General features: G+C 61.4%; 19 protein-coding genes and 1 pseudogene. 5 read left to right on the top strand and 15 right to left on the bottom strand.

The features are described 5' to 3' along the window. The first annotated feature begins 14 nt into the window (after positions 1-14). The 3 genes from ttcA to K6N12_RS22050 are packed head-to-tail and all read left to right on the top strand — an operon-like array spanning position 15 to position 2626. On the top strand, positions 15-887 hold the full coding sequence (gene ttcA, locus K6N12_RS22060; protein ID WP_097628595.1) for a tRNA 2-thiocytidine(32) synthetase TtcA: 873 nt from the start codon (positions 15-17) through the stop codon (positions 885-887). A 46-nt stretch (positions 888-933) separates the two neighbouring features. Then, positions 934-1761 carry an inositol monophosphatase family protein gene (locus K6N12_RS22055; protein WP_097628596.1) on the top strand — a complete coding sequence of 276 codons (828 nt, stop codon included), beginning with the start codon at positions 934-936 and terminating at the stop codon, positions 1759-1761. 40 nt (positions 1762-1801) lie between these two features. Further along, the gene (locus K6N12_RS22050; RefSeq protein ID WP_097628597.1) at positions 1802-2626 is read left to right on the top strand and encodes an inositol monophosphatase family protein; all 825 of its coding nucleotides are present in this window, start codon (positions 1802-1804) and stop codon (positions 2624-2626) included. A 94-nt stretch (positions 2627-2720) separates the two neighbouring features. Here the strand turns inward: K6N12_RS22050 and K6N12_RS22045 are convergent. From K6N12_RS22045 to K6N12_RS22020, 6 genes and pseudogenes are all read right to left on the bottom strand, one after another. Then, positions 2721-3196, bottom strand: a pseudogene (locus K6N12_RS22045) (GNAT family N-acetyltransferase). A 40-nt stretch (positions 3197-3236) separates the two neighbouring features. Continuing rightward, the gene (locus K6N12_RS22040) at positions 3237-4517 is read right to left on the bottom strand and encodes a multidrug effflux MFS transporter (RefSeq protein WP_097628598.1); all 1281 of its coding nucleotides are present in this window, start codon (positions 4515-4517) and stop codon (positions 3237-3239) included. A 35-nt stretch (positions 4518-4552) separates the two neighbouring features. Beyond that, positions 4553-5758: a multidrug effflux MFS transporter gene (locus K6N12_RS22035; protein WP_097628599.1), complete on the bottom strand. Its 1206-nt coding sequence runs from the start codon at positions 5756-5758 to the stop codon at positions 4553-4555. Positions 5759-5896: 138 nt separating this feature from the next. Further along, a complete protein-coding gene (gene grxD / locus K6N12_RS22030; protein ID WP_003586231.1) occupies positions 5897-6232 on the bottom strand; it encodes a Grx4 family monothiol glutaredoxin in 336 nt (111 codons plus the stop codon). A 143-nt stretch (positions 6233-6375) separates the two neighbouring features. Next, positions 6376-7197 (bottom strand): c-type cytochrome, encoded by an 822-nt coding sequence (locus K6N12_RS22025; RefSeq protein WP_097628600.1) that lies wholly within the window; start codon positions 7195-7197, stop codon positions 6376-6378. 165 nt (positions 7198-7362) lie between these two features. Beyond that, positions 7363-7614 (bottom strand): hypothetical protein, encoded by a 252-nt coding sequence (locus K6N12_RS22020; protein ID WP_097628601.1) that lies wholly within the window; start codon positions 7612-7614, stop codon positions 7363-7365. A gap of 164 nt (positions 7615-7778) precedes the next feature. Here K6N12_RS22020 and K6N12_RS22015 point away from each other — a divergent pair, with 164 nt between their 5' ends. Next, on the top strand, positions 7779-8981 hold the full coding sequence (locus K6N12_RS22015) for an alpha/beta fold hydrolase (protein ID WP_097628602.1): 1203 nt from the start codon (positions 7779-7781) through the stop codon (positions 8979-8981). A 393-nt stretch (positions 8982-9374) separates the two neighbouring features. Here K6N12_RS22015 and K6N12_RS22010 read toward each other — a convergent pair whose 3' ends face one another. The 4 genes from K6N12_RS22010 to K6N12_RS21995 form a co-directional block, all read right to left on the bottom strand. After that, complete coding sequence (locus tag K6N12_RS22010; protein WP_004676237.1) at positions 9375-9608, bottom strand: BolA/IbaG family iron-sulfur metabolism protein; 234 nt, start codon at positions 9606-9608, stop codon at positions 9375-9377. Between the two features lie 19 nt (positions 9609-9627). After that, positions 9628-11859 carry a phosphoribosylformylglycinamidine synthase subunit PurL gene (gene purL, locus K6N12_RS22005; protein WP_097628603.1) on the bottom strand — a complete coding sequence of 744 codons (2232 nt, stop codon included), beginning with the start codon at positions 11857-11859 and terminating at the stop codon, positions 9628-9630. A gap of 169 nt (positions 11860-12028) precedes the next feature. Next, positions 12029-12607: an acyloxyacyl hydrolase gene (locus tag K6N12_RS22000; RefSeq protein ID WP_097628604.1), complete on the bottom strand. Its 579-nt coding sequence runs from the start codon at positions 12605-12607 to the stop codon at positions 12029-12031. Between the two features lie 122 nt (positions 12608-12729). Then, entirely contained in the window at positions 12730-14148 is a 1419-nt protein-coding gene (locus K6N12_RS21995) for an aminotransferase-like domain-containing protein (RefSeq protein WP_097628605.1), read from the bottom strand. A gap of 81 nt (positions 14149-14229) precedes the next feature. On the opposite strand from K6N12_RS21995, the gene K6N12_RS21990 reads away from it, so the two are divergent. Next, positions 14230-14487 carry a DUF1127 domain-containing protein gene (locus tag K6N12_RS21990; protein WP_097628606.1) on the top strand — a complete coding sequence of 86 codons (258 nt, stop codon included), beginning with the start codon at positions 14230-14232 and terminating at the stop codon, positions 14485-14487. Between the two features lie 24 nt (positions 14488-14511). Here the strand turns inward: K6N12_RS21990 and K6N12_RS21985 are convergent, their stop codons facing one another. Genes K6N12_RS21985 through purC form a run of 5 tightly spaced genes read right to left on the bottom strand, consistent with a single transcriptional unit; the run spans position 14512 to position 17231 of the window. Further along, positions 14512-14910: a hypothetical protein gene (locus tag K6N12_RS21985; RefSeq protein ID WP_097628607.1), complete on the bottom strand. Its 399-nt coding sequence runs from the start codon at positions 14908-14910 to the stop codon at positions 14512-14514. Positions 14911-14941: 31 nt separating this feature from the next. Then, a complete protein-coding gene (purQ, locus tag K6N12_RS21980; protein WP_003586242.1) occupies positions 14942-15613 on the bottom strand; it encodes a phosphoribosylformylglycinamidine synthase subunit PurQ in 672 nt (223 codons plus the stop codon). Next, complete coding sequence (locus K6N12_RS21975; protein ID WP_097628608.1) at positions 15610-16164, bottom strand: RNA 2'-phosphotransferase; 555 nt, start codon at positions 16162-16164, stop codon at positions 15610-15612. Before K6N12_RS21975 ends, purQ begins: the two co-directional genes overlap by 4 nt. A gap of 44 nt (positions 16165-16208) precedes the next feature. Next, positions 16209-16451 (bottom strand): phosphoribosylformylglycinamidine synthase subunit PurS, encoded by a 243-nt coding sequence (gene purS, locus K6N12_RS21970; protein ID WP_003568928.1) that lies wholly within the window; start codon positions 16449-16451, stop codon positions 16209-16211. A 15-nt stretch (positions 16452-16466) separates the two neighbouring features. Next, positions 16467-17231 carry a phosphoribosylaminoimidazolesuccinocarboxamide synthase gene (gene purC, locus K6N12_RS21965; protein WP_003568927.1) on the bottom strand — a complete coding sequence of 255 codons (765 nt, stop codon included), beginning with the start codon at positions 17229-17231 and terminating at the stop codon, positions 16467-16469. Positions 17232-17364: the final 133 nt, after the last annotated feature.

Here is a 17364-nt window from a genome sequence, read left to right as displayed (position 1 = left end):
GATGGGACGACGCAATGAATATCGCAGCCAATATTGCGAATGATCTGGAAAACGGCGAAGCCAACGGCAGCGTCGGCCATGCGCTGTTTGCCGATGCGCCGCACTCGGTCTCCTTCAACAAGCTGCGCAAGCGGCTGCTCAGGCAGGTGCGCCAGGCCTTCGACGATTTCGATATGCTGAAGGGACAGAAGCGCTGGCTGGTCGGCCTTTCCGGCGGCAAGGATTCCTACGGGCTGCTGGCGCTGCTGCTCGACCTGCAATGGCGCGGGCTGCTGCCGGTCGAACTCATTGCCTGCAATCTCGATCAGGGCCAGCCGAACTTTCCCAAACATGTGCTGCCGGATTATCTTACAAGCATCGGCGTGCAGCACCGCATCGAGTATCGGGATACCTATTCGATCGTGAAGGAGAAGGTGCCGGAAGGTGCGACCTATTGCTCGCTCTGTTCGCGGCTGCGGCGCGGCAATCTCTATCGCGTCGCCCGGGAAGAGGGCTGCGATGCGCTGGTGCTTGGCCACCACCGCGAGGACATTCTCGAAACCTTCTTCATGAACTTCTTCCACGGCGGACGGCTAGCCTCCATGCCGGCGAAGCTTTTGAACGATGAGGGCGACCTTATGGTGCTTCGCCCGCTTGCCTATGCTGCCGAGGACGACCTCGCTAAGTTCGCCGTTGCCATGCAGTTTCCGATCATTCCCTGCGATCTCTGCGGCTCGCAGGATGGGCTGCAGCGCAATGCAATGAAGGATATGCTTGCCGATATCGAGCGGCGCATGCCGGGGCGCAAGGACACGATGCTGCGGGCGCTTTCGCATGTGAACCCGTCGCATCTGCTCGATCCGAAACTCTTCGACTTTTCCACCCTTGGTGTCACCGATCCTTCATGAAAGTCCGGCTAAGCAGCTGGCTATTGGATGAAGCGCAGGAATTCGCATGACCATTGCAGATCAGGATATTCTCTTTCTCGGCGATTGCGTGAAGGAGGCGGCGCGCGTGGAAATCTTGCCGCGTTTCCGCAATCTCGGCACTGCCGACGTTTCGGAAAAGACCTCGGCAATCGACGTGGTGACGCAGGCGGATTTGCTCGCCGAACACAGGATTACCGCGGCGCTGAAAGAGCGCTTTCCCGCAGCCCTCGTCGTCGGCGAGGAAGCCTATGACGCCGACCGGTCCGTCGTGCCGGCCCTTGCCGATGCCGAGCTCGCCTTCGTCATCGATCCTGTGGACGGCACCTTCAATTTCGCCGCCGGACTTCCGGTCTTCGGGACGATGCTGGCGGTCACCATCAGGGGCGAGACGGTCGCCGGCATCATACATGATCCCGTCCTTGGCGATACAGTGACGGCGATCAAGGGAGCGGGCGCTTTCCTGACGCGGCAGGACGGGCAATCGAACAGACTGAGGGTGGCGGAGCCCGCCTCCTTGAGCCAGATGGTCGGCGGCATCTCTTGGGGTCATATGGATGACCCGGATCGCTCGCGCATCGCAGCCAACATGGCGAAGATCAAAATGACCTTCGCTTTCAACTGCTCGGCCTATGAATATTGGATGGTCGCCTCCGGCAAGCTGCATTTCATCGGCCATGCGAAGCTGATGCCCTGGGATCACCTGGCTGGCGTGCTCGCACATCAGGAGGCGGGTGGCCATACGGCGAAATTCGACGGCACGCCTTATCGCCCCGGTGAGACGACGGGCGGCATCATCTCCGCACCCGACAGGGAAAGCTGGCAGCTGATCCGCCGCGAGATCATCGGCATCTGATTTAGCTCCTCACTAAGAGGCCGGACCGAAAGGATTTGACATGACTGCGACTGTCGACGTGACCGTTCTTGCCGACCTGTTGCGCCGCGCGGCGAAGACGGAAATCCTGCCGCGCTTCCGCCGGCTCGGCCAGGACGAGGTGCGCGCCAAGAGCGAGGCGACCGATCTCGTCACCGAGGCCGATGAGCAGGCCGAGCGGATGATCAAGGCGGAAGCGGAGCGGCTCTGGCCGCAGGCGCTGTTCCTCGGCGAAGAATCGGTCGCAGCCGAGCCCGCATTGCTCGGCAGGCTCGCAGATGCAGATCTCGCCATCGTCGTCGACCCGGTCGACGGCACGTTCAATTTCGCCGCCGGCATCCCGGCCTTCGGCGTCATGGCCTCAGTCATTTCAGGTGGCGAGACGATTGCCGGCATCATCTACGATCCGATGGGCGATGATTGGGTGATGGCGGAAAAGGGCGCCGGCGCCTGGCTGCGGCGGCCGGATGGCGAAGCACGGCGGCTGCGCGCGGCAGAGCCTGTCGCGCTCGACCAGATGGTCGGCATGGCCTCGACAGGCTACCTGCCGCAGGAGAAGCGTGCCGAGATCCTCGGCAATCTCGCCAAGGTGCGTTTTCTCACCAACTACCGCTGTGCGGCCCATGAATACCGCACCCTTGCGGGCGGCCATGTGCATTACCTCATATACAACAAGTTGATGCCCTGGGATCATCTGGCCGGCACGCTGATCTCGCAGGAGGCCGGCGCCTATGTCGCGCGTTTCGACGGTTCTCCGTACCTGCCGCACCATCTCGATGGCGGGCTGCTGGTTGCGCCCGACAAGGCCTCATGGGAGCTGCTGCGCCGTGAGGTCGTCACGGTCTGAAGGCGTGCAACCGGCCGCAGGACGCTGATTTTGCTGAGGCAGCCTGCGACGGGGACTGCCGGCTTCGTTCGATGACGCGTATCGGTGGCTCACCCTATTCCGCGTAGAGCTTTTCCATAAGGAAATTCTCCAGGCTTTGCCCACGTTTCTCGACGGTTTGCCTGGCTATCACACGGAAACCCTTGCGTTCGAAAAACGGGCGGGCGGTTCTGCTGGCTTCCGTATAAATTCGCTTGAAGCCGAGCTTCAGAGCTTGCTCCTCCACCCTGCTTAAGAGGAGGCTTGCTATTCGGAGTCCCTGGAACTCAGGTGGACGAACATCATGTCCAGACATCCGTCGCCGGTCAGATCGGAAAAGCCCACCGGCACTCCATCGATTTCCGCGACCTAGGCTGGCCTGCTTATCCTTCGCTCCGCCCAAAGACCGCGATCTTCGACCTTTGCCCAAGCTTCGATTTGAGCAGGCGAATAGTCTTTCGACGAGACCTCCCGGATGGCGCGCAGAAAGATCTCAATCGTCGCGTCCGCGTCGCTTGGCGCGTAAGGCCTGATCAGAACCGGGTCGTTCATCGTCATGCCTTTCGCGCACTGCCTAAGATAGTTGTCACCGTCAGAAGTGGGCGGCACCCGGATCCAATTGTGGGCTATCGCCCGGGTGGGTGAAGAGCTTGCCGTTTTCAGCCCAGAGGGTGGCGGCGATCGTCACCACCCCGAACAGCGCAAAGCCGCCGAAGAGGGGCTGGACCGTGCCGTTGAACATCTGGCCGACCAGGCCGCCGAGAATGGCTCCGAATGTTGTTGAGACGAAGCCGGTGACGGCGGTGGCGGTGCCGGCGAGATTGCCCATAGGTTCAAGGCTGATGGCGGTGAAATTGGTGGCGATGACGGCAAACATCATCAGCACGATGGTGAAGATGCTGTAGGCGACGGCGAAGTCCGGTTTGGCGGCCAGCGAAATGAAGAAGCCGACAGCCGACAGCGCCGTGAAGATCAGCAAAGCGGCGTGCGAGATGCGGCGCATGCCGAATTTGCGGACGAAGAAGCCGTTGGCGAAATTGGCAACGGCGATGCCGCCGGCGGTCGCCGCAAAGGCGATCGGCAGCCAGTCGCCGAGGCCATAGACCTCGCCGAAAACCTGCTGCACCGAAATCACATAGGCGCTGATGACGCCGGTGAACATCGTGAGGCCGATCATGTAGCCGCAGGTGATGCGGTTGGTAAGCACGGTCTTGAAGCCGTCGACGACGGAACCGACCGACAGCGGCAGGCGCTCTTCCGGCGGCAGCGATTCCTTCAGCCGCAGAAGGGCCCAGACGAACAGGATGGTGGCGGTGACGCCGAGCAGGATGAAGATCCAGTGCCAGTTGGCATAAAGGATGATGAGCTGGCCGACGGAAGGGGCGACGATCGGCACGATCATGAAGACGATCATGACATAGGACATGACACGGGCCATCTCGCGGCCGCCGAAACAATCGCGGACGATGGCCATCGTGGTGATGCGCACCGCCGCACCACCCACACCCTGAACGAAACGCATGATGAGCAGCATTTCGAAGCTGCCGGTTGCTGCGGCGGCAAACATGCCGATCACGTAGCAAACCAGGCCGCCGAGCAGGATGTTGCGGCGGCCGAACGTATCCGACAGGCTGCCGAAGAATATCTGCGAAACGCCGAAGCCGAGAAAAAACACGCCGATGATCAGCTGCGCGTCATTGGTATTGGTGACGCCGAGGGAATGGCCGATATTGGGCAATGCCGGCAGCATGCTGTCGATGGCCATGGCGATGCTGGCGGTCATGATGGCGATGGTGACGACGAACTCGCCGAAACCCATGCCGATGCGACGGGAGCCCTGGTTTTCCTGGTGCGGCTTATGCGGCGGCGTCATGTGGTGAAATCCTGGATGCGGAGGAGGTCGGCCGTTCAGACGGCAGGATTCTGCTGTTGGAAGAGGCGGCCCTTTTCGGCGATCAGCACGACGATCAGCCCGATGATCGATACGATGAAATAACCGGCGACCATCGGCAGCGCAGTGCCATCGAAAGCCTGGCCGATGCCGGCGCCGATGAGGGCGCCGCCGACCGTGCTCATGAAGCCGAGGACAGAAGAGGCGGTGCCGGCGACGTGGCCGAGCGGCTCCATGGCGAGCGAGTTGAAGTTCGAGCCGATCCAGCCGAACTGGAACATGGCAAGGCCGAAGAAGGAGATGAACAGAGCGAAAGGCATCGGCTCGGAACTCGCCATCTGGACGATCAGCCAGATGGTGTTGATGGTGATGAAACCGATGAGCGAGCCGTGCGACAGGCGGCGCATGCCCAGCTTGCCGACGAAGCGTGAGTTGAAAAAGGACGACAGCGACATGAAGATCGCCACGCCGGCAAAGGCGAAGGGGAAATAGACGCCGAGATCGTAGATGCCGACATAGACCTGCTGGGCCGAATTGATGAAGCCGAACAGCGCGCCGAAGATGAAGGTGCTGGCGATGGTGTAGCAAAGCGCGATGCGATTGGTCAGCACCAGCTTGAAAGCGCCGAAGATCGAGCGGGCGGTGAAGGGGCGGACATTGGTGGGATGCAGGGTTTCCGGCAGGCGAAGATAGGCCCAGACGGCGATACCAGTCGCCATGGCGGCGATGAAGAGGAAGATCAGGTGCCAGTTGCCGAAGAACATGACGATCTGGCCGGTGCCTGGTGCAATCACCGGCACGATCATGAAGACCATCATGATCAGCGACATGACTTCGGCCATCTGCCGGCCGCCATAGATGTCGCGGACAATGGAGACGGTGATGACGCGGGTTGCCGCCGAACCGACGCCCTGGACGAAGCGCAGGGCAAGCAAGCCTGCGAAGGAGGGGACGAAAACGATACTGATGGCGGAGAGAATGTAGATGACGAGACCGATCAACAGCGGCGTGCGGCGACCGAAGCGGTCAGACAGCGGGCCGTAGAACAACTGGGCGCAGCCGAAGCCGAGCAGATAGGTTGAGACAACGAACTGGCGATGATTTTCGCTCTCGACGCCGAGGCTCGCACCGATCTGCTGCAGAGCCGGCAGCATGATGTCGATCGCCAGAGAGTTGACGGCCATCAGGAAGGCAGCGAGCGCGATAAATTCTCGCTTGCCCATGGGCAAGCGGCCCGCGGACACGGCTTGTGATGAATCTGTCACAATGAAATTCCCATAAACAGGCTAAGGCGCTGCTAGCCGCAGCGCCTCGGTCTCGAGATTACAGATTTGGAAACCGGGCGGACGCCCGGTGACCGGTCAGGCGGCGCCGCGCACGGTGATGCCGTTTTCCTGGAGATGCTGCTGCAGCTCACCGGCCTGGAACATTTCCCGGACGATATCGCAGCCGCCGACAAACTCACCCTTGATGTAGAGCTGCGGGATCGTCGGCCAGTTGGAATATTCCTTGATCCCTTGGCGGATCTCCGAATCGGCGAGCACGTTGACGCCTTTGTAGTCGACACCGATATAATCGAGAATCTGCACGACCTGTCCGGAGAAACCGCACTGCGGAAACTGCGGCGTGCCCTTCATGAAGAGGACGACGTCGTTGCTCTTGATTTCGTTGTCGATGAATTCGTGAATGCCGCTCATGGGACCTGATCCTTTCAACAGGCGGGTTAAAGGCCCGCCGTTTCAATCGTTGCCTTTAGATAGCATGCGACGGCAGGAATTCCAGCCGCCCCAATCAAAAAAAGACAATTTGGTCAGACCACTCCGGCATTGTTGCCGTCGCGTTACGGTTGCCGGGTGAGATAGGCCTGAATCTGTTCGATTTCGATATCCGTGAAATAGCGGAAATCCCATTGCGAGACCTGCGTCATCACGCCGAGATCGCGTCCTCCGATACCCTTGCCGGTCCGCAGCAGCGTCTTGAAATCCGCAGCCGAATAGGATTGCGCCAAGGGCTTCAGTGCCGGAGCGAGAAAAGCTTCGGACTGCTTTGCCGTATCGAGATTGTGACAATGACTGCAGTCGGTTCTGAAGGCATATTCACCGATATCGGCCGGGCGCGTGGCGGCGGGGGTGAGGTCGGCGGGCACCAGATCGGCCTCGAAGGGAATCTTGTCGAGCGCCAGGCCTACTCGGCCGAGCGGTCCCCATTGCGTTCCTCCCGCCACGGCGTCGGGAAGTTGCTTCAGGCTGCGCAGCCAGGCGATGAGTGCTGCCATGTCGTCGTCGGTGATATTGGCGAAATTGCCAGCCGGCATGATCACGGCGCCGGTGCGGTCCTTCTTGACGCCATGGCGGATGAGGCGCACGAGTTCTGCATCACTGTACATAGGCGCCAGACGGGTCAGGTTCGGCGCGACGATGCGACCGACGCCCGGCTCGTCGAGCAGGATGTAGCCGGCATCGTGATGACAGCCGCCGCACATCAGCGTGCGGGCGCGGCGTTCGGCTTCCTCAGCGGGCAGCGTCGTCTTGACGGTAAAATCCGCGGCCGCCACCTCATAGGTCCTGGAAAGGCGCATCTCCGACAAGGCGTAAATGCCGACAACGGCAATAAGACAGATCGCAACCAGCGCCGCGAGGACGATTTCTAGAATGCGTTTCATCGGTCCGGGCCCCCAAAGACCTTGTGGAGGCAGATGCGCCGCGCTCCATCGTGACAATCCGTTTGACATCGGCACAGGCGCGCCGGCTTTTGTTGCCGCGGCATCGAGCCGGCGCGGGATATGAAAATCTGCAAGGTCGGCGCCGGCAAAGGCACCAACTGCCAGCTAGCTGCGGCGCTGGCGGCTGCGGCCGGCGGCGGTCCGGCGCTTGCTGACCTGTTTGCGGGCGGGCTTGCGTGTCGCCGCAGCCGTCTTGCGGGCGGTCGAGGCTGGTTTGCGCGCTGCAGCCGTCGTCGACGAACTGCGCGTCTTACGCTTCTTGCGCTTCGTCGTGGCGCGACCGGTGGTTTTCTTCAGGATTTCCTTCAGCACGCTGTCGACGACGCCTGATATCAATTCTTTGACTAGATCGGCCACAAAACCCCTCCGTTCGTGGTGGAAATGACATGCCTGCTATTGAATTCCGGAAGAGTTCGGTTAGCAAGACGGCTTCGAGACCAGGACTGCTTTTTTGCCGATATTTGCGGCGGAGCAATCGGATCGCAGCAACATGCCGGCCATTTGGCCGGCTGGAAGGTGGAATGAAACTCATCGAGACGCGGGTCGTCGTGCATTTCCCCGGCTTCGAGCCGCTCGATGGCGCCGCCCACAGGGCGCGCTACGAGCGTTCTGCCAAACAGAGCGCTGCCGTCTGGGGCTATTCGATCGACGTGGGTGCGTCGGCGGGAAACGATCCGCTCTGTTTCGAGGTCACGACGGGCGGTGGCGACGCGGCACCTGAGGCAGCCGGCGGCGCGGCGCCTGAGGCAGGGACCGATTCCCCTGGGTGGCAGACGAAGAGCCGGATCCACATGGTCGATCACGACGTGCTGGTAGGCCGGCTGCGCAGCGGTAATACGCTGAGCCAGATCATCGTGGGGTTCCGCAGTTGCGCCCAGATCGTGCTGGACGGCGGCATGCGCGGATATTTCCGCCACGCCTGGCGCTTCGGACTGTTCTTCCTCTTTCCGTTCCTGCTGACGGCGCTGGCGATCGCGTTAACGGCGCAGATCGCCATCATGCCCTATAGTCTCGGCTTTTCGCCCTGGCACATGCTCTGGAGCGGGCCGCTCGCGCTCTGCTTCTTCATCTTCGCCTTCCTGCCGTTTTCCGAACGCTTTCACACGCTGCATCTTTTTGCCGATTGGAAAATGGCGGTTGCGCTCGGCCGCATGGACCGGGCCGATTTCAACCGCTGGCTGGAAGATCGGGCCGCTGCCGTGCGCAAGGCGCTGGCTGAGGAGGCGGAGGAATATGTGATCTCCTCGCACAGCATGGGATCGAGCGTTGCCGCCCATGTCATCGGTATATTGCTGGAAAGGGAGCCGGAGATCTTCAAGGGCAAGCGCGTGGTGTTCGCCACCCTCGGCAGCGCCATCCTGCAATGTGCGCTGCTGTCGACGGCGACGCTGCTTCGCGCCCGCGTCGGCTTGATCGCCCGCTGTCCGGAGATTTCCTGGCTCGACGTGCAGTGCCTGACGGATTCGATCAATTTCTACAAGGTGCCGGTCGTCGCCGTTGCCGGCCATGCGGATGCACCTTCGGCAAAGATGATCCAGATTCGCGTCAAGCAGATGCTGACGCGCGAGCGCTACCGCAGGATCCGCAAGGACCAGCTGCGCGTCCACCGCCAATATGTGCTGGGCCCCGATCTCAAGGCGCCCTTCGATTTTACGCTGATGACGTCGGGTCCGATGCCCGCCTTGGTGTTTGCCAGCCCAGACGCTGAGAGGATGCCAGGCTGAGGGCTGTGGTATCAGGGTAGCGAGATGCTGGGAGACACGTCGAACCTTTTCAGAAGGTAAGAGCAGTTCTCACGTGAAGTGCTCGACTTAGGGTAGGCCCGCTGCCCTGCACTCCTCATTCCTGTGCTCGTCACAGGAATCGAGTGCGCCCAAGTCCTTAGGCGCGGAAAACTCTTTCCTTCGAAACAGGTGAGTCATTCACAGCGCCGACGCGCGGTTGCTGGATTCCTGTGACGAGCACAGGAATGAGGGAAGTTGAGACAGGGCGCGCCATTAAGTCCACACGCTTTGGTGAGTTGGAATCACCGCGCGTCGGCGAAAAAGCCCGGCAGAAAGTAAGTCTTCCTGCCGGGCCGGTTCATCGCAAACTTTCAACCGACCAACGGCAGCCGGTCAATCCGGCGCCGAGGTCTGCAGCGCCAGCGCGTGCAGGACGCCGCCCATATTGCCCTTCAGCGCCTCGTAGACCATCTGGTGTTGCTGCACGCGGCTCTTGCCGCGGAAGGCTTCGGCGACGACTTCGGCGGCGTAGTGATCGCCGTCGCCCGCCAGATCGCGGATCGTCACCTTTGCACCGGGAATCCCAGCCTTGATCATGTCTTCGATATCGCCGGGTTTCATGGCCATGATCGTTACTCCTTGCGCATCATTCCGCGGCCAGTTCGCCGCGGCCTTCCATGAAATCAGGGAACCACGATTCATGGGCTTCGCGCAATTGCTGAATCGGCAGCGAGATGAGATCGCCGACGGTAAGAGCCGTCCCTCCGACCGTTCCGAGGCGGCGGAACGGAACGCCCGCACCTTCGGCATTGGCGCAGACGAAATCGGCGACATCGGCCGGGATCGTCAGCACGTAGCGCGCCTGATCCTCACCGAAGAGCAGCGCATGCGGCGCACCCTTGCCTTCGCCGAGATCGATCGCCAGACCCTTGTCCGATGCCATGACCATTTCGGCGAGCGCGACCGCAAGGCCGCCCGAGGAAATATCGTGGCAGGCGGTCGCCTGGCCGTTGCGGATGACGGAACGGACGAAATCGCCGTTGCGGCGTTCGGCAAACAGATCCACTTCGGGGGCGGGACCTTCGCGACTGTCGAGCACATCGCGCAGATAGACCGACTGGCCGAGATGGCTGCCGTCGACGCCGATCATGATCACCTTGTCGCCGTCGTTGGCGGCGCCGATACGGGCCATCTTGCGCCAATCCGGCAGCAAGCCGACGCCTGCAATCGTCGGGGTCGGCAGGATGGCGACGCCGTTGGTCTCGTTGTAGAGCGAGACGTTGCCTGAGACGATCGGGAAATCGAGCGCCCGGCAGGCCTCGCCGATACCCTTCACCGCCTGGACGAACTGGCCCATGATCTCGGGCTTTTCGGGATTGCCGAAATTCAGATTGTCGGTGGCGGCAAGCGGCTCGGCGCCGGTTGCGGTGATGTTGCGCCAGCATTCGGCGACCGCCTGCTTGCCGCCCTCGAAAGGATCGGCTTCGACATAACGCGGCGTCACGTCGGAGGAGAAGGCGAGCGCCTTGCTCGGATGGCCGTCGACCCGCACAACGCCGGCATCGCCGCCCGGAAGCTGCAGCGAATTGCCCTGGATCAGCGTGTCATATTGCTCATAGACCCAGCGGCGGCTCGACTGGTTGGCGGAGCCGACGAGTTGCAGCAGCGCCTGGCCGTAATCCTGAGGGGCTGCGATGAGATTTGCGGGCAACGGAGCCTGCTTGCCGGATTCGCGCCAGGGACGATCATATTCCGGCGCCTGGTCGCCGAGATCCTTGATCGGCAGGTTGGCGACTTCCTCGCCCTGATGCATGACGCGGAAGCGCAGATCATCGGTCGTCTTTCCGACGACAGCGAAATCGAGGCCCCATTTCACGAAGATCGCCTTGGCTTCCTGTTCCTTCTCCGGCTGCAGCACCATGAGCATACGCTCCTGGCTTTCCGACAGCATCATCTCATAGGCGGTCATGCGCTCTTCACGCACCGGCACCTTGTCGAGTTCGAGCAAGATGCCGAGATCGCCCTTGGCGCCCATTTCGACGGCCGAGCAGGTGAGCCCGGCCGCACCCATATCCTGGATGGCGATGACGGCGCCGGTCTGCATCAGCTCGAGGCAGGCTTCGAGCAGGCACTTTTCGGTGAAGGGGTCGCCGACCTGCACGGTCGGGCGCTTTTCTTCGATCGATTCGTCGAATTCGGCCGAGGCCATCGTCGCGCCCCCGACGCCGTCGCGGCCGGTCTTGGCGCCGAGATAGACGACCGGAAGGCCGACGCCCTTGGCTTCGGACAGGAAGATGGCGTTGGATTTGGCGATGCCGGCTGCAAAGGCGTTGACAAGGATATTGCCGTTATAGCGGGCATCGAACTCGACCTCGCCGCCGACCGTCGGCACTCCAAAGGAATTGCCGTAGCCGCCGACGCCGGAGACGACACCGGAAACGAGGTGGCGGGTCTTCGGATGATCCGGGTCGCCGAAGCGCAAGGCGTTCATCGCGGCGACCGGGCGCGCGCCCATGGTGAAGACATCGCGCAGGATGCCGCCGACGCCGGTTGCAGCCCCCTGGTATGGCTCGATATAGGAGGGGTGGTTGTGGCTCTCCATCTTGAAGACGACGCAATCGCCGTCATCGATATCGACGACGCCGGCATTTTCGCCCGGGCCCTGGATGACGCGCGGCCCTTTGGTCGGCAGCGTGCGCAGCCATTTCTTCGAGGATTTATAGGAGCAGTGCTCGTTCCACATGGCCGAGAAGATGCCGAGCTCGGTGAAGGTCGGTTCGCGGCCGATCAGATCCAGAATGCGCTGATACTCGTCCGGCTTCAGGCCATGGCCCGCAATGAGTTCCGGCGTGATCGGGATGGTGTTTGGAATGGTCATGAGCGGAAAGTCCCTGGCGCGTTTTGCGCTGTCTTTAGCGTATGTAGCGGCGGCGCGCGACAGAAAAAAGCCCGCTGTCAACACAGTGAACTGACTCCCAAAGTTGGACACCCAACTTCGGCGGTCAGTTCACAGGGCGGGCAGACTGTTTTCACAAAGCGGCAATCGGTCAGAACTTGTAGCCGACCTGCAGTCCGGCGCGTGTCATGCCGTCGTTCGGGCCGTCGCAGAGATTGGCATGCGAGGAGTGGGCAATCTGAGCCATCACGTTCCAATGCGGGGTGAAACGGTAGCCGGCGCCTGCATATTCGTGAAAGAGGACGCGGCAGCCCAGTTCCGGGCCGTCATCATCGCCCTCGAGATCGCCGGTGTGGATGACGCCGCCGAAGCCGGCTTCGGCAAAGAGCTTCTCGTTGAAATTGACCGTCCAAGTGAAGCCTGTGAAGAATTGGCTGGCCTCGCCCGATGTGCCGATCGAGGTGCCGAGATGAACACGGGGGTGCAACAACTGCTGCTGCCAGCCGACTGAAGACTCGTAGCCGAAAGGATCGAAAAGAGCGGTGATCTCGGTAAAGACGCCGTCTTCCCTGGAATGGCCAGATTGCACCGAGGTCGAGAGCCCGAAACGCAGTTCGTCGAATATCTGCTCGCCGGCATTCGCCGAGCCTGCCGCCAAGGTGCCGGCTACCGCTGCCACTGATGCCTTATTCAAAAAACGCAACGCGATTCTTCCGAAGTCGACCCTCATTTGCTGTCCTTTGATTCGCGTCAGGCGGGAATAACAAAGAGGTAGCATGGAGGTTCGGTCGGTAAAGCACCGCGAATAGGCCCCGGCGGTTTTTCTAATTTATGACGTGTATTTGCAACACATCATATTTCACCATCATAGGCGGAGCCGCCGTTTTCCAGCAGCCGGCGCAGGATCATCAGGCCGGAGACCAGTTCCTGTTGCGACTTGGGCGACGAGAAGCCGATGCGAACGCGGTGATAGATTTTCTCGCCGCGCGCCGCCTTGAACTCATCCTCGTCATCGACCAGCACGCCATCGCGGTAAGCGGCATTCTTGAACGTGCCGGACATCCACGGCTCCGGCAGTTTCAGCCAGAGGAAGGGCGCGTGCGGGTGCGATTGGAAATCGAAGCCCTGCAGTTGCTCGCGGGCGAGCCCGACGCGCCGGGAGAGTTCTTCGACGCTCTGCTTGCGGATTTCGTGCGCCGTGCCGCTTTCGACGAGACGTGCGCAGGTTTCCGCCAGGATGAAGGGCAGGCCACCTGTGATCATCCTGTGCGTCACCCTGATGCGCTGGGCAAAATGCGGCGGGCAGGCGACCCAGCCGCCGCGCACGCCGGCGGCGACGGATTTCGACAGGCCGCTGACGAGGAAGGTGCGATCGGGCGCAAGCGAGGCGATGAGCGGTGTGTCATCGTCGGCCATGCCACCGTAGAGATCGTCCTCGATCAGCCAGACGCCGTGCTTCCTGGCGATTGCAGCAATTGCCGCGCGCCGTTCATAGGGCATGATCGTCACGGTGGGATTGTGGATGGTCGGCATGAGGAAGGCGAGCTTCGGATGCTGCTGCTGGCAGAGCCGCTCGAAATCCTCCGGGATCACGCCGTCTTCATCCGAATCGACCGTCAGCGTGCGGCGGCCGAGCAGGCGGGCGCTGCGGCTGACCTGCGTGTAGGTGAGGTCCTCGAAGACGATCTTGTCGCCCGGCGCCGAGACGGCGGCGATGACGGCGACCGCGGCCGCGTGGGCGCCGAGTGTCGGCACGATGTTTTCGGCTTCCGGCGTCCAGCCGCTGCGGGCAAGCCAGCGGCGGCCCGCCTCGAACCAGTTGCCCGGAAAACTCCGGGAATAGGAGGAGATTTCGGCAAGATGCTCCTCGCCGATCTCGGAAAGGATGCCCGCTATGATCTTGCCCTGGCCAAGATCGGGAGCGGCGGTGGTGTCGAAACGGATCTTGTCTGCCGGCGCATCGCGGAGGCGGGTGCTGCCGAGCGAAACCGTCAACGGGTCGGCTTGTTCGCCGGGCGGGGTCTCCGAGCGGTTCAGCACATAGGTGCCGCGCCCGACTTCGCCGGCGACCAGGCCACGCTCATGCACCAGCGCATAGGCGCGGCCGATCGTGCCGATTGTCACCCCGATATCGTAAGCGAGATTGCGCTGCGGCGGCAATTTGCTGCCGGCGGGCAGGGCCCCGCTCGAAATAGCGGATTCAATGCTGTCGGCGAGCCGGAGATAGACCGGCCCGGAGCCGCGGGAAAGATCAGGAAGCCAATTTGTCATGGTGACAATTGCCTATATTGTCACATTGTCTCTGTCAAGATTAAGAGTCAATTCCAACGGATAACCGAGAGGATTCCTGGAATGTCTGCCTTGCCTGAGATCAAAATGCCGATTGTACCTATTGTCTCTTACGAGGATAGGAGACAAATCGTCGTTCCCGACGCACCTGCCGAGGCGACGACGCGCTTGGGTCGGGTCTGGGCGGCGGTGCTTCTCTGGCATCAGAAGCGGGAAGGCCGTCGGGCACTCAGAAACCTGACGGCGAGCGAGCTCAAGGATATCGGGGTGTCGCAGTCCGATGCTGCGCGCGAAGTCGGCAAGTCGTTCTTCTGGGACTGACGGTGCGGAAAGCGATTGCCGCGATCAGCTGCAGGCCTTGCTGCCGCCGGACCAGCGATTGACGTCGGCGGCGATGCGGCCGGCGACCGGCTCCGACATCATCGGACCGAAGGCCTGGACATGCGACGGGCTTCCCTCGGCCTGCACGACGAGCAGCGGTCGGCTTTCCGGGCTGCCCTTGTGGACGAGAAGGATGCGCGGGCGGCCGGAGAAGGAATTGAGCTCCGGCGCAAGCTTATAGGCGGCAAAAGCCGGATCGCCCGACTTGAACCAGCAGGCATTGGCGCCGAGCGCCACGCGCTCCATCGTCGGCAGCGCGGCGCGGTTCGGACCCGTTGGCGCCGGCGTCGACTGGCAGGCCGCGACCATGGCTGCGAGAGCGGCAAGCAGGGCGGCATTTGCGACGGAAAGGCGAGGGCGCATCGATCTTGCTCCAGATCCGGATGAGAGGATTTCAGGCGGCAATGACATCGAGCGCCGAGGCGAACAGGCCGCGGCCATCCGAGCCGCCATGGGCGGCTTCGATCAGGTTTTCGGGATGCGGCATCATGCCGAGCACGTTGCCCTTTTCGTTCATGACGGCGGCGATGTCGTTGACCGAGCCGTTCGGGTTGGTGCCCTCGGCATAGCGGAACACCACCTGGCCATTGCCTTCGATTGCCGCCAGCGTCGCTTCATCGGCGAAATAATTGCCGTCGTGATGGGCGACCGGGCTGCGGATGATCTGGCCCTGCGCGTAGGCGCGGGTGAAATCCGTCTCGGCATTGACGACTTCGAGCTTGATTTCGCGGCAGACGAATTTCAGCGAGGCATTGCGCATCAGCGCGCCGGGCAGCAGGCCGGCCTCGACGAGGATCTGGAAGCCGTTGCAGACGCCGAGTACCTTCACGCCTTTTTCGGCTTTGTCGATGATCGCCTGCATGACCGGCATACGGGCGGCGATCGCGCCGCAGCGCAGGTAATCGCCATAGGAGAAACCGCCGGGGATGACTATCAGGTCGACATCGGGGATCTCGGTTTCCGTCTGCCAGATCGTCACCGGCGGCTTGCCGGAAATTTTCGTCAGGGCGGCGATCATATCTCGGTCGCGGTTGAGGCCCGGAAGTTGAACGACGGCTGATTTCATGGGGTCCCCGCGTCTGGCGAAAGATATTGATTTGGAACGCTTTCGGCGAGCCATACTCCATTGTCGGAGACAAAGAAAGAATGACCCTCTGAAAACATGCGAGCCGCATCGACACGCAGGATGAGATATTCACCCTTGCGGCGCGTTGCGACGATTTTTGCGGTTTCGATGTCCGCCGACAGATGAACGTGATGACGCTGCATCTTTTTCAAGCCTTCGCGCTCGATCGAATGCCAGTTGGCGGAAGACGTGCCGTGATAGAGAACCGCTGGCGGTTCCACCGGGGTCAATGCGAGATCGACGTCGACGCTATGACCCTGATTGGCGCGAATTCTATTGTCGGCAAGGGTGAAGCGCTTCTTCGGATTGTTTTCGACGACGGCGATAATATCGGCGCGGGAAACGTCGTATTTCGACGTCACCGCCTTTTCGAGTTCATCCAACGATACCCAGCCCTCGGCATCGAGCGTCAAACCTGCGGCCTCAGGCGCATGACGCAAAACATAGCTCATATATTTCGAGACGTCTGTCTCCAGCTTTGCCTGCGTCATGACGCCAAATCCTCAAGGTCCGCCGGACGACGGGTCGGTGATCGTCAGTCGATCGCGATCGCGTAGTTCTCGATGACCGTGTTGGCGAGGAGCTTCTCGCACATGGCTTTTAGGTCGGCTTCGGCCTTGGCCTTGTCGGTGCTTTCCAGTTCCAGGTCGAAGACCTTGCCCTGTCTGATGTGGCCGACGCCCGAGAAGCCGAGGGCGCCGAGCGCGCCTTCGATAGCCTTGCCCTGCGGATCGAGAACGCCGTTTTTCAGCGTGACGGTGACACGAGCCTTGATCACTTTGTCTTTCCTGCCTTACTTGACCAGAACCGGGCCGGTGCCACGCACAGGCTCGTTTTCATTGATGATGCCGAGACGGCGCGCAACTTCGGAATAGGCTTCGAGCAGCCCGCCGAGATCGCGGCGGAAACGATCCTTGTCCATCTTCTCGTGGGTCTCGATATCCCAGAGCCGGCAGCTGTCCGGTGAGATTTCGTCGGCGAGGATGATGCGCATCAGATCGCCTTCGAATAGGCGGCCGCATTCGATCTTGAAGTCGACGAGCTGGATGCCGACGCCGAGGAAGAGGCCGGTCATGAAGTCGTTGACGCGGATGGCAAGCGCCATGATGTCGTCGAGCTCGGCGGGATTGGCCCAGCCGAAGGCAGTGATGTGCTCTTCGGAGACCATCGGATCGTCGAGCGCGTCGGATTTGTAGTAGAATTCGATGATCGAGCGCGGCAGTACCACGCCTTCGTCGATCCCGAGACGCTTGGCGAGCGACCCGGCGGCGACATTGCGCACGACGATCTCCAGCGGGATCATCTCCACTTCCTTGATCAGCTGCTCGCGCATGTTGAGCCGGCGGATGAAATGCGTGGGGATGCCGATCTTGTTCAGATGGCTGAAGATATATTCGGAAATGCGGTTGTTGAGGACGCCCTTGCCATCGATGACTTCGTGTTTCTTCTTGTTGAAGGCAGTGGCATCGTCCTTGAAGAACTGGATCAAAGTGCCCGGTTCCGGGCCCTCATACAGAATCTTTGCCTTGCCCTCGTAGATACGGCGGCGACGGTTCATCGTGGTCATTCTCTGTTGTTGGCGCTCTTGGGATAGCGCGAGTGGATCGATCTCGTGGCGTCCCCTTAAAGGAAAAGAGTGAGTTTCACAATCCGCCTATCCTTCCTTCCCCGGTTTCCAGATTTTACGGAAT

It is taken from the genome of Rhizobium redzepovicii, from assembly GCF_019793435.1.
Lineage (GTDB): Bacteria > Pseudomonadota > Alphaproteobacteria > Rhizobiales > Rhizobiaceae > Rhizobium > Rhizobium redzepovicii.
This window is presented reverse-complemented; position numbering and strand designations above follow the sequence as displayed.

Excerpts from the sequence above, each read along its gene's own strand:
- K6N12_RS21990 (WP_097628606.1), top strand. The coding sequence starts at position 14,230 with ATGTCTGCCTTGCCTGAGATCAAAATGCCGATTGTACCTATTGTCTCT.
- K6N12_RS22040 (WP_097628598.1), bottom strand. The coding sequence starts at position 4,517 with ATGACGCCGCCGCATAAGCCGCACCAGGAAAACCAGGGCTCCCGTCGC.
- purQ (WP_003586242.1), bottom strand. The coding sequence starts at position 15,613 with ATGAAATCAGCCGTCGTTCAACTTCCGGGCCTCAACCGCGACCGAGAT.
- K6N12_RS22010 (WP_004676237.1), bottom strand. The coding sequence starts at position 9,608 with ATGGCCATGAAACCCGGCGATATCGAAGACATGATCAAGGCTGGGATT.
- K6N12_RS22055 (WP_097628596.1), top strand. The coding sequence starts at position 934 with ATGACCATTGCAGATCAGGATATTCTCTTTCTCGGCGATTGCGTGAAG.
- purC (WP_003568927.1), bottom strand. The coding sequence starts at position 17,231 with ATGAACCGTCGCCGCCGTATCTACGAGGGCAAGGCAAAGATTCTGTAT.
- K6N12_RS21985 (WP_097628607.1), bottom strand. The coding sequence starts at position 14,910 with ATGCGCCCTCGCCTTTCCGTCGCAAATGCCGCCCTGCTTGCCGCTCTC.
- grxD (WP_003586231.1), bottom strand. The coding sequence starts at position 6,232 with ATGAGCGGCATTCACGAATTCATCGACAACGAAATCAAGAGCAACGAC.
- K6N12_RS21975 (WP_097628608.1), bottom strand. The coding sequence starts at position 16,164 with ATGACGCAGGCAAAGCTGGAGACAGACGTCTCGAAATATATGAGCTAT.
- purL (WP_097628603.1), bottom strand. The coding sequence starts at position 11,859 with ATGACCATTCCAAACACCATCCCGATCACGCCGGAACTCATTGCGGGC.
- ttcA (WP_097628595.1), top strand. The coding sequence starts at position 15 with ATGAATATCGCAGCCAATATTGCGAATGATCTGGAAAACGGCGAAGCC.
- K6N12_RS22015 (WP_097628602.1), top strand. The coding sequence starts at position 7,779 with ATGAAACTCATCGAGACGCGGGTCGTCGTGCATTTCCCCGGCTTCGAG.
- K6N12_RS22035 (WP_097628599.1), bottom strand. The coding sequence starts at position 5,758 with ATGGGCAAGCGAGAATTTATCGCGCTCGCTGCCTTCCTGATGGCCGTC.
- K6N12_RS22025 (WP_097628600.1), bottom strand. The coding sequence starts at position 7,197 with ATGAAACGCATTCTAGAAATCGTCCTCGCGGCGCTGGTTGCGATCTGT.
- K6N12_RS21995 (WP_097628605.1), bottom strand. The coding sequence starts at position 14,148 with ATGACAAATTGGCTTCCTGATCTTTCCCGCGGCTCCGGGCCGGTCTAT.
- K6N12_RS22050 (WP_097628597.1), top strand. The coding sequence starts at position 1,802 with ATGACTGCGACTGTCGACGTGACCGTTCTTGCCGACCTGTTGCGCCGC.
- K6N12_RS22000 (WP_097628604.1), bottom strand. The coding sequence starts at position 12,607 with ATGAGGGTCGACTTCGGAAGAATCGCGTTGCGTTTTTTGAATAAGGCA.